This is a genomic window from Pontibacter flavimaris, from assembly GCF_001907195.1.
Lineage (GTDB): Bacteria > Bacteroidota > Bacteroidia > Cytophagales > Hymenobacteraceae > Pontibacter > Pontibacter flavimaris.
Map to the genome: position 1 here is coordinate 111,833 of NZ_LVWA01000012.1, position 12,823 is coordinate 124,655.

Annotated in this window: 12 protein-coding genes; 4 read left to right on the top strand and 8 right to left on the bottom strand. The window is 55.1% G+C overall.

From position 1 onward, the window contains the following. Window positions 1–24: 24 nt before the first annotated feature. Window positions 25–558 carry a peptide-methionine (S)-S-oxide reductase MsrA gene (msrA, locus tag A3841_RS18055; protein ID WP_073854525.1) on the bottom strand — a complete coding sequence of 178 codons (534 nt, stop codon included), beginning with the start codon at window positions 556–558 and terminating at the stop codon, window positions 25–27. Between the two features lie 313 nt (window positions 559–871). Between msrA and A3841_RS18060 the strand changes: the two genes are divergently transcribed. Together A3841_RS18060 and A3841_RS18065 are read left to right on the top strand one after the other, a co-directional pair. Beyond that, on the top strand, window positions 872–2,974 hold the full coding sequence (locus A3841_RS18060) for a sensor histidine kinase (protein WP_235861477.1): 2,103 nt from the start codon (window positions 872–874) through the stop codon (window positions 2,972–2,974). A gap of 268 nt (window positions 2,975–3,242) precedes the next feature. Further along, on the top strand, window positions 3,243–4,160 hold the full coding sequence (locus A3841_RS18065) for an isoaspartyl peptidase/L-asparaginase family protein (protein WP_073854529.1): 918 nt from the start codon (window positions 3,243–3,245) through the stop codon (window positions 4,158–4,160). 231 nt (window positions 4,161–4,391) lie between these two features. On the opposite strand, the gene A3841_RS18070 is transcribed toward A3841_RS18065, so the two are convergent. The 5 genes from A3841_RS18070 to A3841_RS18090 all read right to left on the bottom strand — a co-directional run bounded on the left by A3841_RS18070 (window position 4,392) and on the right by A3841_RS18090 (window position 7,682). Further along, complete coding sequence (locus tag A3841_RS18070) at window positions 4,392–4,781, bottom strand: hypothetical protein (protein WP_073854531.1); 390 nt, start codon at window positions 4,779–4,781, stop codon at window positions 4,392–4,394. Between the two features lie 9 nt (window positions 4,782–4,790). Beyond that, window positions 4,791–5,687 carry a cyanophycinase gene (locus A3841_RS18075; RefSeq protein WP_073854533.1) on the bottom strand — a complete coding sequence of 299 codons (897 nt, stop codon included), beginning with the start codon at window positions 5,685–5,687 and terminating at the stop codon, window positions 4,791–4,793. A 73-nt stretch (window positions 5,688–5,760) separates the two neighbouring features. Further along, window positions 5,761–6,099 (bottom strand): hypothetical protein, encoded by a 339-nt coding sequence (locus tag A3841_RS18080; protein WP_073854535.1) that lies wholly within the window; start codon window positions 6,097–6,099, stop codon window positions 5,761–5,763. A gap of 218 nt (window positions 6,100–6,317) precedes the next feature. Beyond that, on the bottom strand, window positions 6,318–6,590 hold the full coding sequence (locus A3841_RS18085; RefSeq protein WP_073854537.1) for a hypothetical protein: 273 nt from the start codon (window positions 6,588–6,590) through the stop codon (window positions 6,318–6,320). 420 nt (window positions 6,591–7,010) lie between these two features. Beyond that, window positions 7,011–7,682, bottom strand: coding sequence for a response regulator transcription factor (locus A3841_RS18090; RefSeq protein WP_073854539.1), 672 nt, complete (start codon window positions 7,680–7,682; stop codon window positions 7,011–7,013). A 279-nt stretch (window positions 7,683–7,961) separates the two neighbouring features. Here A3841_RS18090 and A3841_RS18095 point away from each other — a divergent pair, with 279 nt between their 5' ends. Beyond that, complete coding sequence (locus A3841_RS18095; RefSeq protein WP_073854541.1) at window positions 7,962–8,324, top strand: STAS domain-containing protein; 363 nt, start codon at window positions 7,962–7,964, stop codon at window positions 8,322–8,324. Here the strand turns inward: A3841_RS18095 and A3841_RS18100 are convergent. Beyond that, window positions 8,316–10,886 (bottom strand): phosphoenolpyruvate carboxylase, encoded by a 2,571-nt coding sequence (locus A3841_RS18100; RefSeq protein ID WP_073854543.1) that lies wholly within the window; start codon window positions 10,884–10,886, stop codon window positions 8,316–8,318. The genes A3841_RS18095 and A3841_RS18100 overlap by 9 nt on opposite strands. 383 nt (window positions 10,887–11,269) lie before the next feature. Continuing rightward, window positions 11,270–11,836 (bottom strand): HdeD family acid-resistance protein, encoded by a 567-nt coding sequence (locus tag A3841_RS18105; RefSeq protein WP_073854545.1) that lies wholly within the window; start codon window positions 11,834–11,836, stop codon window positions 11,270–11,272. 401 nt (window positions 11,837–12,237) lie between these two features. Between A3841_RS18105 and A3841_RS18110 the strand changes: the two genes are divergently transcribed. Continuing rightward, complete coding sequence (locus A3841_RS18110; RefSeq protein WP_073854547.1) at window positions 12,238–12,822, top strand: NADPH-dependent FMN reductase; 585 nt, start codon at window positions 12,238–12,240, stop codon at window positions 12,820–12,822. Window position 12,823 lies beyond the last annotated feature (1 nt).

A 12,823-nucleotide genomic window follows, 5' to 3' on the forward strand; every position in this document is an offset into this window, starting at 1 on the left:
CCCAGAATTCCAACTCCCTGATTCCTAAGTCGTTTTAAGCTTAGCCCCGAACACCTTTCGGAACTTATCCACCTTGGGCCGGATCACGAAGCTGCAGTAGGGCTCGTGCCCGTGGGTGTTGAAATAATTCAGGTGGTAATCCTCGGCCGGGTAAAATTTTTCCAACGGCTCTATGTCCGTGACAATAGGCGCATCGAAAGCACCGGAGGCATCCAGTTCCTGTTTATACTTTCCGGCCAGCTCTTTTTGTTCGGGGTTGTGGTAAAAGACCACCGAGCGGTACTGCGTTCCGATGTCGTTGCCCTGCCGGTTGAGGGTGGTAGGGTCGTGGGTGGCCCAGAACACCTCCAGCAGCTCCTGGTAGCTGATCTGCTCCGGGTCATAGGTTACCTGAAGCACTTCGGCGTGGCCCGTGGTGCCGGCGCACACCTGCTTGTAGGTAGGGTTTTCCACGTGGCCGCCGGCATAGCCCGACAGCACTTTCTCCACACCTTTTAATTCCTGAAACACGGCCTCTGTGCACCAGAAGCATCCATTGCCAAACGTTGCTGTTTCCATACTTTCTGAATAGTTATACTTCAGGGCCGGCACGCCTTATCCCGAAGGAAGACGCTGCCTTATATTGCCCGCAGTTAAATCAAGCTCTTATACTTCCTTATCCTAAGGATAAAGTATAAAAATGTTTTTTTGTTTAAGCAAACTCGGAATTTTATGCTGCCTCGCCATACATATTGCTCACAATCAGCACCTGAACTTCCTTGCCTCAGAAACCATCGTTCCTAACATAACCCCACGCCTCTCCCCCACGTTATGATTCTCTTAGAGATATGGTAAATTAGAACTCCAAGAAAGCAACCTACACTACTGCCTGATGCCTTTATCCGATCTCGCCACAGCTGACTTCACCCCGGAACCCCTTGACTTCTTCAGCGGAGGAGGCGAAATGGGGGCGCTGATGCGTGCCTACGACTGGGAATCCCATCCCCTGGGTGCTGCCGAACACTGGCCGCAGAGCCTGAAGGCCAACATCAGGCTGATGCTCAACTCCCGCTTCCCCATGTTCATCTGGTGGACAAAGGGGCTCTACATGTTCCATAACGACGCGTACCTACCGGCCCTGGGGAAAAAGCACCCCCAGGCGCTGGGGGCATCAGCCCGGGAAATGTGGGCTGAGATATGGGAGCAGATTGGGGGCATCACCACCGACATACTGGAGAACGGCAGCCAGTTTTACGCTGAGAACCTGCTGCTGTTCCTGGAACGCAAGGGATTTGCCGAGGAAACCTACTGGACGTTCTCCTACAGCCCGGCCTTTAACGACGCGGGCGAGGTAGAGGGGATATTCTGCGCCTGCAGCGAGGAAACCAGCTTTGTGTTTAGCCAGCGCAGGCTCAAGACGCTGAAGGACATCTCGGATGCGCTCGCGCAGGTGCAGACGCTGGAGCAGCTGGGCAGCACGGCCTGCGCCGTGCTGGAGGAGAATGCCATGGACCTGCCCTACAGCCTGCTCTACCTTTCCAATAGCAGCGGCTCAGAGGCTGTGTTGGCGGGCAAAAGTGGGGAGCTGGCGGACAACCTGGTGCCGGACAAGATACCACTCCGCGCAGGCGAGGCAGCGTGGCCGCTTGCCCAGGTACAGCAAACACGCAAAAGTCTGGTGGTTGACCTTCCGGGAGATGCAGCTGCCGGGGCCGCGCAGCGCGCTGCCATACTTCCCATCCTCAGGCCCGGCCAGGACCTTGTCGTTGGCTTCTTTATAGCCGGACTGAGCGACAAGCAGGAATACAACGAGGCCATCCGAAGCTTTCATGACCTGCTCACCGGGCAGATCGGCACCTCCATTAACAGTGTACTGGCAAGGCAGGAGATCCTGAAGCGGCAGGAGTACCTGAAGGATATTTTCCAGCAGGCACCGGTGGGCATCACCATGCTGCGGGGCTCGGATTATATCGTGGACATTGCCAACCCTGGCGTGTGTGAGATCTGGCGCGTGAAGCAGGAGGACGTTTTGGGCAAACCGATTCTGCAGGTGATACCCGAGGCCGGGGAGCAGGGCTTCAAGGACCTGCTGGACGGCGTAATGGCCACCGGCATCCCCTACGTGGCCAAGGAGCAGCCGCTGGTGCTGGAGCGCAAGGGCATACAGGAAATAGTATACCTTAACTTTGTGTACCACCCGCTGCGCGATGAACAAGGCTTTATAACCGGCGTTATCGCGGTAGCCATCGACATAAGCGAGCAGGTAAAGGCCCGGCAGGAGATTGAGTTTATCAACCGGGAGCTGCTTGCCACCAACGCCGACCTGGACAACTTCGTGTACTCCGCCTCCCACGACCTGAAAGCCCCGATCTTTAACATCGAGGGGCTGGTGAACGAGCTGCAGGCGCACCTGCCCCGCGAGGTCTCCTCTTCTGCCGAGGTGCAGCAACTCACCACCCACATCCATACTTCCATCGATAGGTTTAAGCGAGTGGTAACGGACCTGACACAGGTTGCCAGGATTCAGCGGGAAGGCAGCGAGGATGCCTCCACCATTCAACTGGAAACGCTCATCTCGGAAGTATGGAGGGACTTTAAGCCTGTCGTAGCAGAGACCGGCGCCACGCTGGAAACACACCTGGCCCCGGGCGCAGCCATCATCCGTTTCTCGGCAAAGAACCTGCGCAGCGTGGTGTATAACCTGGTCAGCAACGCCCTGAAGTACAAAGCCCCTGACCGAAGCCCGCGCATTGCCATCTCCGCAGCGGCCACCACGGAGCACTTTATACTTGCGGTAAAGGACAATGGCCTGGGCGTTAACCCAGAGGACGTAAAAAAGATGTTCTCCCTGTTCAAGCGCCTCCACGACCACGTGGAGGGCTCGGGCATCGGCCTTTACATCGTGAAGAAGATTGTGGAGAACGCGGGCGGAAAAATTGAGGTGGAAAGCAATCCGGGCAAGGGCACTACAGTCAGAATATATTTTAAAAAGTAGCCGCTTCCCGGCGGCAAAGTATAACCGCAGGCCCCTATCTAAATTGCACCATACTCCGGGCTGCTGCTTCTGCTGTAGCTGCAACAGTAAAGTATGAATCCTGCTTTTTTTGACTCCATGGCAAGTATAAACCATCGCAACGCTAAAGATTTCACAGCCGAACAGCCTGTAAAAGTATAACTATCCGGCAGCAGCGCCCCAACCACTTTTCTCCCCTGCCGTACAACTTTCAGCACCCACCCAATACAAACGCCTTAGATTTTACAGGATGAGTAAGTTTGCTATCGCCGTACATGCCGGTGCAGAAACCGTGAAGCGTGCAGAGGTAACCAAAGAGCTGGAGAATAGATACCGGGAGGGGCTGGAGGAGGCCCTGCAGGCCGGTAATGCCGTTTTGGAGAAAGGCGGCAGCGCCATTGACGCCGTGGCCGCCGCCATCGAAAGGATGGAAGACAACCCGCTGTTTAACGCCGGGAAGGGCGGCAGCCTGAACCTCCACGGAGAGAATGACTTTGACGCCGCCATCATGGATGGCCACACCCTGAACGTGGGCTCAGTGGGTAGTGTGCGCTATGTTAAAAATCCTATTAAGCTGGCAAAGGAGATCATGATCCGATGCAAACACTCTTTCCTGTCAGGCACGGGGGCCGAGGAGTACGCGCTTACGCAGGGCCTGGAGTTGGAGAAGCCCTCTTACTTCGTAACGGAGGAGAAGCAAAAGGAATGGCATGAGAGTGTGCTGGGGGATCATCGGCAGAAAAGCCATGACACGGTAGGGGCCGTGGCCCTGGACCAGCACGGCAATCTGGCTGCCGGCACCTCCACCGGCGGACTTGAAAATCGCCTGAAAGGCCGCATCTCCGATACCCCGATTATCGGCGGCGGCACCTATGCCAACAATCCCTACTGCGCCGTAAGCTGTACCGGCGAGGGCGAGGTGATCATGCGCGGCGCTACTGCCCATGAAGTATATGCGCTTGTAAAGTATGCGGGAGAGAAGCTGGAAAAGGCTGCAGACAAAGCCGTTACCATGTACGAGGAGTTGCTACAGGGCGATATTGGGCTGATAGCGCTGAACCAGCAGGGCGAGGTAGCCTTCGCCTTTAACACCAACCTGATGAAGCGCGGCTATAGTATAAGCGGCAAAAAACCACACATAGCCCTTTGGGACACCGAAAAGCTATAAGTATGAAAGTATAAATAACGAAGGGACCGAGGGCGCTTAGAAGTATGATTCACTACTTCGCGGCTCTCCCTACTTCTTCATGCAGTGTACCGGGCCGGAAGCTGCAATAAATGGATGGGGATGCGCACCCTGAAGCCGGACTGCTCCCAAATGTCTCCCCTCGCCTGCGCGTTGGGCCTCCTGCGCAGGCGGGATCCTTGCCGGCTTTCAACACAAGTATACTTCCCGTGACTACTTTATACTTCTTAGGCCTTTGTTACCTGCCCACAGCCAAAGTATGATCAGGCCCGCCTCGGCCAGGGCGTCCAGCAGGTACACGTCCCGGATGACATCCTGCAGGGCGAAGTATACGTCTATGAATATCAACCCGGCGGCCCCGCCCATTCCCAGCCATTTTATTTCCAGGGTTACCCCCTTCCGCAGGCCTGCCGCCAGCAGCGTGGCCCCTATTACGCTTATCAGCACGGCAACGGTATACAGCAGCCAGTAATCCTCCTTAGGGCCGGTTACCCAGATGAAGCTCCTTAAGTGCAGGAAAGGCCAGACGCCCGTGACCAGCCAATAGGCACCCTGTAATACGGAGACTAGGCTAACATCGGGTTTAGGGATAGGCGCGGCCATGGCGGGGAGTTACAGGTGCAGCTGGTCGAAGGTGGGGATGGTATACTTCTCGCCCGGCGCCAACAGGTGCACGCACAGGTTATGCGCCGAGAAGGGCTCGCCGGTTCCGATATCGTAGATATTGGTTTTGGCCAGCCGCATCCCGTCTATAATCGTGATCAGGCCACTGCCCACCACCTCCAGCTCGCGCCCCTCGGTAATATAGGCAGCCGTGTCCTCCTCCAAGCCAATACCGATACAGCCAGGGTTGGTAACAATGCATTGTGCCATGCGCACCAAACGCCCCCGTTCAATAAAGTGCGTGTCTACGGCCACGTTCTTGAGGAACTCCAGGCCGGTGGTGATGCGCACATCGCCCTTCAGGTAACCGCCTTTGGTGTCGGCCTCGTAAATCATCGGCGTGGACAGAGCCATAGCGCCGGCGCTGGTGCCCGCCACCAGAATGTCCTCGTAGGTGAAGCGCTCCTTCATCAGTTGCAGCACCCTGGTGCCTCCCAGGATGGAGGTGAGCCGTAGCTGGTCGCCGCCGGTAAAGTAAATAGCGGCGGCCTTTTCGATCACCTCACAGTTATGAGGGGCACGGGCATCCTCCCGGGTTCTAATGTCGAGCACTTCCACGTTGTTTATCCCCAGCTCCTTAAAAACCCGGGTATATTCCCGGCCTGTCTTGTCGGGGAGGTTAGAGGCTGTCGGGACGACGGCAATGGTGGGATTGCTGCCCTTCATCTCCTGTACCAGGAACTTCAGGATCTCCTCGCTCTCAAAGTCGGTGTTGTTTTCCTGCTCAGGCTTCAGGCCTTCCTGCTTCCCCTTGTCCTCCCTGCCGCCTACCGCCAGTAGCCTGCCTTTTGGCACCGGCGCTTCTTTTTTGTTTTTATAATGATCAGATACCTTATGTTTCGCCATAGTGTTTGTACCTTCTATACTTCTTCTCCGGGGTGTGGCAAAGAAAGTTTATTATGAGGTATTGTTGATGTCCTTATTTGTGTTTATCGAGGTTCTTGCCAAGGTCTTTTACCTTCCTCATGAAGTTCTCCACCATCTCATCGCCATAGGTGCCGTACGCATCCGACATGGTGCCCTTTGCGCCGCTGCCAGTCTCCAGCACGTAAAGTATGGCCATATCCCCGGGGTAGCTGTCGCCCTCAAAACGGTAGAAATTCACGATCTGCACCTGCTCCGGCGTGAAGGTCTGACTGCCGTTCAGGGTGCATAGCCTGCCGCCATCTTCCGTCACCCTGAAATCCTCTGTGTATCCCTCTTTGCGTAGCCGTGCCAGCACATTAATCATCGAGGTTAGTTCAACTTTATCTTCCATAGCTTTTCATACTTTTATATTGCTGTTATACTTGTACGCCTATTACTATACACCGGCCTAAATTTGTTGCAGCGTGCAGCAAAAAGTATAATTCCTCAAAACATACAGCGCCAGTAAAATTTACTGGCGCTCTACAGGTATGATTTTAATACAGAAGTCTACAGAAATTCCTCAGTTCCCTGAGCGTGTGCCCGCCAGAAGAGATTGTCAGATATGGATCAGCCCTCTTCAGGCCGGCTGTAGCGCCGCTGCGACTGCAATCCGTAGTTGAAGTTCATGAAATCGCTGTACGTCTGCTCCGGTTCCGGCTGCCCTTTCGGCTCCGGGGCAATACCGACCGAAGCGCTCCCGTTTTTGCCGTAGGTATCGTTGCCTCGCATGCAGCCGCTGTTTGCGGTGTGTGCGCCTGCCTTCCGTGGCAGGTACATGTTGCTGCTGCTGGCCACTGCATTCTGGACGGTTACCTTGCGGGGGTATCTTTTTATCGCCATGGTCTAGAGGTTACTGCCTGCCTTTAAGTTGAACTGTTGGCGAAGGGAAGCGTAAAAAAGGGAGGGCCACCCTCAGCACCCAAATAGGTATAGCCACTCCCTGTTTTCAAGGCTTGCTTAGTACGCTAAAGATAGCGCCCTTTCACCGTTCCTAAGCAGGCATCTGCCCCGTGTATACGGAGCCAAAGCACCCGGTGCCGGACTCATGGAGCTATTTAAGTATCTAGCGAAAGTAATTACCGGTTTACCGAAAGCACTACGTATTTTACGCAGCCGCATGTGGCGGGAAGGTACAGCGCCAGCCTCATCACTTATTAGAAATACAGGATTTTGAAGCGGCATGTTTCGCCATCCCTGCATGAAGTACAGGTTGCGGATTATACTTGCCGGAGGCAGCGAAAGTATAGAAGTGCGATGACGCTAGTTGGAGTTCAGGTCGATGAGGTTGTGCAGGATGGCGTACCTGATCAGGTTGGGCGTGTTCTTGGCCTGCGTCTTCTCCAGGATGTTCTGCCGGTGCGTTTCGATGGTGCGCTTGCTGGTAAAAAGCTTTTCGGCAATCTCGGCGTTGGTATACCCTTCGGAGATAAGCGCCAGCACCTCCCGTTCGCGCTTCGAGAGGAACTTGCCTCCGGCCTTTGCGCCACTCTCCTCTGCGGGCTGCATCGCTTTCTGCACTATCTTCATCGACATGCCCGAACTGATAAAGGGAGTGCCTTTGGAGGCCAGCTTGATGGCCGTGCAAAGCTCGTCAGCGCCTGTGTCCTTCAGCAGGTAACCGATGGCGCCGCTTTCCATCAGCCGGTGCAACGTAGCGGGGCTATCCAGCATGGTCAGCACGATCACGTTCAGGTCCGGGTATTGCTTTTTTAGGTGCTGCAGCGTTTCGAAACCATCCATCACGGGCATGCTCACATCCAGTAGCACCACATCGGCTGCCGTATACGTTAGTAATTGCAGGAGATCCTGGCCATTGCCAGCCTCCCCTACCACTTCTATTTCACCGTCACGTTCCAATAAAGAGCGCAACCCTTCCCTGACAATCCTGTGGTCGTCGGTGATGATTGTTCTGATGGTGCTGTTTTCAATCATTATGCGTGCAGAGAATTAATTTGAGAGGAGTCGGACTCTACGTGCTGACTATGTTTGGTTCCCGGCGCACAATATACCTATAATTTTAGGTAGAAAGGTACAGCTTAATCAATATTGCTGGTCAGACCAACGCCATGTCTGCTATACTTACTATTCTAAATAACAGAAAGTTACACTTCTCTTTTAAGTAATTCACGCAGTGCAAAATCAGTGTTAGCCACATAGCCCGGCACATTGGAAGTTGTACATTTGACTTATGTTACAGCAAGACAGGTTTTAATGAGAGAAGAGCTGGTATCACGGCGGATTGGAGACATAGTGGTGATGAGCGTGTACGGCGTGTGTAGCAGCAGTGTGCTTGGACAGCTGGAAATAAAATGCCGCGAGGAGAGTGTCCGCCAAACAAAGCATATCCTCATAGACTGTGCCTACATCACCTCCCTCCATCCGGACGCCCTCAGATCCCTGCGCAGCAGAACTTCTGAGGCCGATAAGGCAGGCATTAACCTGGTACTCTACCAGGTACAGCCACAACACGTCGAGCAGATAAAACTAACCGGCCTTGACGCCCTGCTGCACATTAAGAAGGACTTCCAGGACGCTTACCTGCATTGCAAGGCCATAGAGGCCGCCTCAGGCTGAGTTCCGCTCCGCGTTGATGATCCCGAAGGAGCAGCGCACCACCAGTTTCTCGTATACTTTCTTTCCCGGGTGCTGCGGGTCCTGCTCCTCCAACGTCCGGATCTTGGCCAGGGCATACTGCTGAATCGTGATCAGGGGCAACTCGATGCGCTGCCGCAGGTCGATGGAAAGCTCATCCAGCGGCTTGTCCGCCATCAGCGTATCGGCACCGGCCAGCAGGAGCACATACTTTTTCGTGCGCTCAAACTCCTCATAGATCTGCTTCCAGAGCGGGCCATACTTCGGATGGTCGGCCAGGTATGCCGTCACCGGGAAAAAGCACTTCTTCATCGCCATCTCGCAGTTATCCAGCAGGGTCTTAAAGTATAGCGAGCTCTTGTAAAGCTGCTGCAGCCGTGCCCAGTCCCCTCTCTGATGAAGCGTCTCCAGGGCTGTTCCCACGCCATAGTATCCCGGCAGGTTCTGCTTCAGCTGGCTCCAGGCGCCCACATAAGGCACGGCCCGCAGGTCGTCCAGGTTCAGCTTTCCGGCCTTGCGCTTGGAGGGGCGGCTCCCGATGTTGGCCTCGCCGTAATAGCGCAAGGGGCTCACGAAGTTGAGGTATTCCAGGAACTCCGGGTGGTTCTTGAGCCCGGCGTAGGACTCGAAACTCACTTCGGCCAGCTGCTGCAGCAGCTCATCATCCTCCGGGGCCAGGTCAGACCCGCTGCGGCTGAACAGCGCGTTGCTGATACCGGCGTGCAGGAGCTGCTCCAGGTTGAACTGCGCGGCATCCACAGAGCCAAAGTTTGAGCTTACCGTTTGCCCCTGGATAGTGAGCTGGATCTCCTTGTTGGCGATGTTGTTGCCCAGGGAAGCGTAGAACTGCTGCGTTTTGCCGCCGCCGCGCGCTGGCGGTCCTCCCCTGCCATCAAAGAAGATCACTTCCACGCCATACTCCCGGCTTACCTGCGTGAGGGCCTCCTTCGCCTTATAGATGCTCCAGTTGGCCATCAGGTAGCCGCCGTCCTTGGTGCCATCGGAAAAGCCGAGCATGATGGTCTGCGTATCGCCCCGACGGGCCAGGTGTTTTCTGTATACTTCGTTCTCGTAGAGCTGTCGCATCACGCCCGCCGCCTCGCCCAGGTCCGCTATCGTCTCGAAAAGTGGTACGATGTCCACGCTGATCTCCTCAGGCTGCCAGCCCCCGAGCCTGAACAAAGTATAAACCTCCACCACATTCAGGGCGCTGGTGCAGTGGCTGATGATGTAGCGGTGGCACCCCTCCTCCCCGTTGCGCTCCTGAATTTTCCGGATGGCCGGAATCGTGCGAAGCGTGTCCTGCAGCAGCTCATCATCCCCGAACAGGTCCGGGGAAACCATACTTTCACCTATACTTAGCAGGGCAGCCAGCTTCTCCTCCTCCGGCAGTTGCGCATAGTCCTTCGGCAGGAGATCGGTACGCGCCGACAGCTCCTCATAAAGATTGGCGTGCACGGAGGAGTCCTGGCGGATGTCCAGGGTGGCGAAAAACAGGCCGAACAGCTCCACTTTGGTGATCAGTTCCTCCACCAGGCTCAGGAACAAACTGTTGTGCTCCTCCAGCAGCAGCCTCCTGATCTCCCGCAGCGAGCTCAGAATATCCTCCTGCTTTATGTCCAGCTTGTAATCCGGCACGAACAGGTTATTATACAGCCTTATTTCCAGGTCCTTTACCACATCCTCCACGCCTCTGAAGGTCAGCCGCCGCCTAAGCTGGCGCACATCCTTGTAATACGCCCTGATGATGGCGCCACGCAGGGCATCAGACACCTGCAGCGTCGTGTCGGATTTTACAAAGGGGTTGCCGTCCCGGTCTCCGCCCGGCCAGAAACCCATGCGCAGCATTTTAGAGCCGGCGCGCACCGCATCCGGAAACTGAGAGCTCAGGAAGGAGATGATGTTACCGGCAGCCCGGTAGAAGACGTTCTCCAGGAACCAGATCAGGCTGATGGCCTCCTCGTAAGGGGTGGGCTTCTCTTTTTTGAAGAAGGGCGTCTTGCCCAGTTGCCGCAGGTATGAGTGTGCCAGGGAGGTATTGTCTGTAGCCAGCGCCTGTGAGAGATCGTTGATGATGCCCAGCACATTGCTCGGGTAAAACTGCGTGGGGTGCGCGGTCAGCACCATCCGCACGGCAAAGTCCTGCAGTTTGAGGGCCAGCTGCTCCTGTGCCTTCTGTTGTAGTACCGCGGCACTTAGTTGTTTTAGGGTGCCGATGCCATGCATGTCGTGGGTTTCGCGGAAGGCGGCTTCCTCCAGGGCGTCGAACAGCACGACCTGGCGCTCGGCGTACTGCACAAACCGGAACAACAGGTCGTGCTGCTCCTGCCCGGTGCGGTAATGGGTATACTGCTCGAAAAAGCTGTGGATGATCTCCTGCGGGCTGAGCTGGCGCAGGTAGCCGTCCTCGCAATGCAGCACCAGCAACGAGAGCAGCACTCCGGTTTTCTCGACCCGGTGGAAAGGCAGGGACGAGAACAGGCTGTTATACATTTCGTAGCGGGTGCCAACCTGGTTGCTGAAAGCTTCCAATGCAGTATCCATTCGCTTGGTTTCGGGGGGAGTCATAGGCGCAAATTTTACTTAAGATAGGGATTAATATAGAAGTATGCCAATCAAATGCCACCCGCGGCTGTCAAACCGCCCGCAAAAGTATACCGCCTAATGGCGCTACGGCCACAGCCACTGTCATCTGAAATTTATACTTTAGACTGTATGAGGGCAGCATTTGCAGCAGTGAGTGAGGTTTATACGTCACGCTGATACTTAGAAATGAGCAGGCAGATTTCTGAACAGATTCTACTGTGAGAAATGCCTGCCTATACTTTCAGAGTATGGCTTGCCGGGGCCTGAGAACTTTCAGGTGAGATACCTGTGTAACGTATAAACCTGCAGGTGCCGGGGCTGTTTGACGATGAGCACTCTTCTTACCACAAATCCCTGTACTTTTTAAGCCTGAGCGAGAGGAAAACCTGGAAAACACCGATCGAGATGAGCGCCAGGCCGGTATAGATAACGATGGTGAGGCCGCCGAAAAGCGGGTTCCACAGCATGATGAGGGCAAACAGCAGTCCCAGTATACCAATTACCAGTAGCCAGCCCCAGTTGGGCACTTCCCTTCGCCTCAACTCAAAGGCCCACCCTATGGCCAGGATGGCGCGGAACAGCACGCCCAACCCAACATACAGCGGCAGCACCACCATGCTTAAGGCAGGTGTAGAAACCAGAATGATACCGATCACCAGATCCACAATCCCAACCGCCAGCGACCATCCCCACTTTTTTATACTATGCCGGTTCGTGATGGCGTAGACAATCTCCAGGACACCGGAGATAAGAAAGGTTACGGCAAAAAATATGGCCAGTGCCAGGAAGGACTCCAGCGGGGTGACCAGGACCCAAACACCCAGGGCGATAAACAGAATCCCCAGCAGTAAAGGGAGGTACCAATGACTGGTTATTCTGGCTCTGGAGGGATTCATACTTTCAGACATAGCGCTGGCTTTAAAAGGTTCTGTTCACTCACTAACCACTAATTCTACCGCATTTGGCGTCCGGAGCCGTTCATGCCGCTCGTTTATACTTTTAGGTTCCTACAACCATTCAGCACCTGTTGCTTTATACGATCCGTTACGCATCACGAACATTTTATACTTTGTAAACCAACGCATTATCCCAGTGAAGCGATGGAAATAACTCTGTGAGAAGTATGGGAGTAGGTTCGGAAAACATGCAGGAGCCTTCCTAAAGTATAAAACGGCTTCTCTCCTCCCTTAACCAGGGCTTTGCCCGATGCCCGGGCAACCATGCCATCCCCAACGGAGTACTACAGACAGCGCCGTATTGCTTACCAGCAGAAGGCCATCGTAGCCGTATTTTATCAACTTTATCAGATATGAGCACCACAGACAAGTTAAGAGTTGCTGTAATAATTGGCAGCACGCGGCCCGGCCGGAACGGCGAGGCGGTCGGAAAATGGGTATACGAGATCGCCTCCAAGCGCACCGACGCCTCCTACGAGTTAATAGACCTGCTGGAGGTAAACCTGCCCTTCCTGGATGAGCCCAACTCGCCGGCCATGCAAAAGTACACCAAGCAGCACACCAAGGACTGGTCCGCCCGGATCAACCCCTTCGATGCCTTTGTGTTCGTTACGCCGGAGTATAACCACGGCGTGCCGGCCGCACTGAAAAACGCGCTGGACTTTCTGTATAAGGAGTGGAACAACAAGGCGGCTGGCTTTGTGGCCTACGGCAACGCCGGCGGTGCCCGTTCCGTGGAGCACCTGCGCGGCACCGTGGCCGAATTGCAGATGGCCGACGTGCGGGAGCAGGTAGCCCTTTCGCTGTTTACCGATTTCGAGAACTACAGCGTCTTTAAGCCCGCCTCTTTCCAGGAAAAGAAGCTGAACGCCCTGCTGGACCGGCTGGTAAGTTGGGGAACGGCCCTGAAGCAAGTGCGCGGACAGCAGAAAGGTTAAA

Excerpts from the sequence above, each read along its gene's own strand:
- A3841_RS18060 (WP_235861477.1), top strand. The coding sequence starts at position 872 with ATGCCTTTATCCGATCTCGCCACAGCTGACTTCACCCCGGAACCCCTT.
- A3841_RS18095 (WP_073854541.1), top strand. The coding sequence starts at position 7,962 with ATGAGAGAAGAGCTGGTATCACGGCGGATTGGAGACATAGTGGTGATG.
- msrA (WP_073854525.1), bottom strand. The coding sequence starts at position 558 with ATGGAAACAGCAACGTTTGGCAATGGATGCTTCTGGTGCACAGAGGCC.
- A3841_RS18075 (WP_073854533.1), bottom strand. The coding sequence starts at position 5,687 with ATGGCGAAACATAAGGTATCTGATCATTATAAAAACAAAAAAGAAGCG.
- A3841_RS18100 (WP_073854543.1), bottom strand. The coding sequence starts at position 10,886 with ATGGATACTGCATTGGAAGCTTTCAGCAACCAGGTTGGCACCCGCTAC.
- A3841_RS18110 (WP_073854547.1), top strand. The coding sequence starts at position 12,238 with ATGAGCACCACAGACAAGTTAAGAGTTGCTGTAATAATTGGCAGCACG.
- A3841_RS18065 (WP_073854529.1), top strand. The coding sequence starts at position 3,243 with ATGAGTAAGTTTGCTATCGCCGTACATGCCGGTGCAGAAACCGTGAAG.
- A3841_RS18070 (WP_073854531.1), bottom strand. The coding sequence starts at position 4,781 with ATGGCCGCGCCTATCCCTAAACCCGATGTTAGCCTAGTCTCCGTATTA.
- A3841_RS18105 (WP_073854545.1), bottom strand. The coding sequence starts at position 11,836 with ATGTCTGAAAGTATGAATCCCTCCAGAGCCAGAATAACCAGTCATTGG.
- A3841_RS18090 (WP_073854539.1), bottom strand. The coding sequence starts at position 7,682 with ATGATTGAAAACAGCACCATCAGAACAATCATCACCGACGACCACAGG.
- A3841_RS18085 (WP_073854537.1), bottom strand. The coding sequence starts at position 6,590 with ATGGCGATAAAAAGATACCCCCGCAAGGTAACCGTCCAGAATGCAGTG.
- A3841_RS18080 (WP_073854535.1), bottom strand. The coding sequence starts at position 6,099 with ATGGAAGATAAAGTTGAACTAACCTCGATGATTAATGTGCTGGCACGG.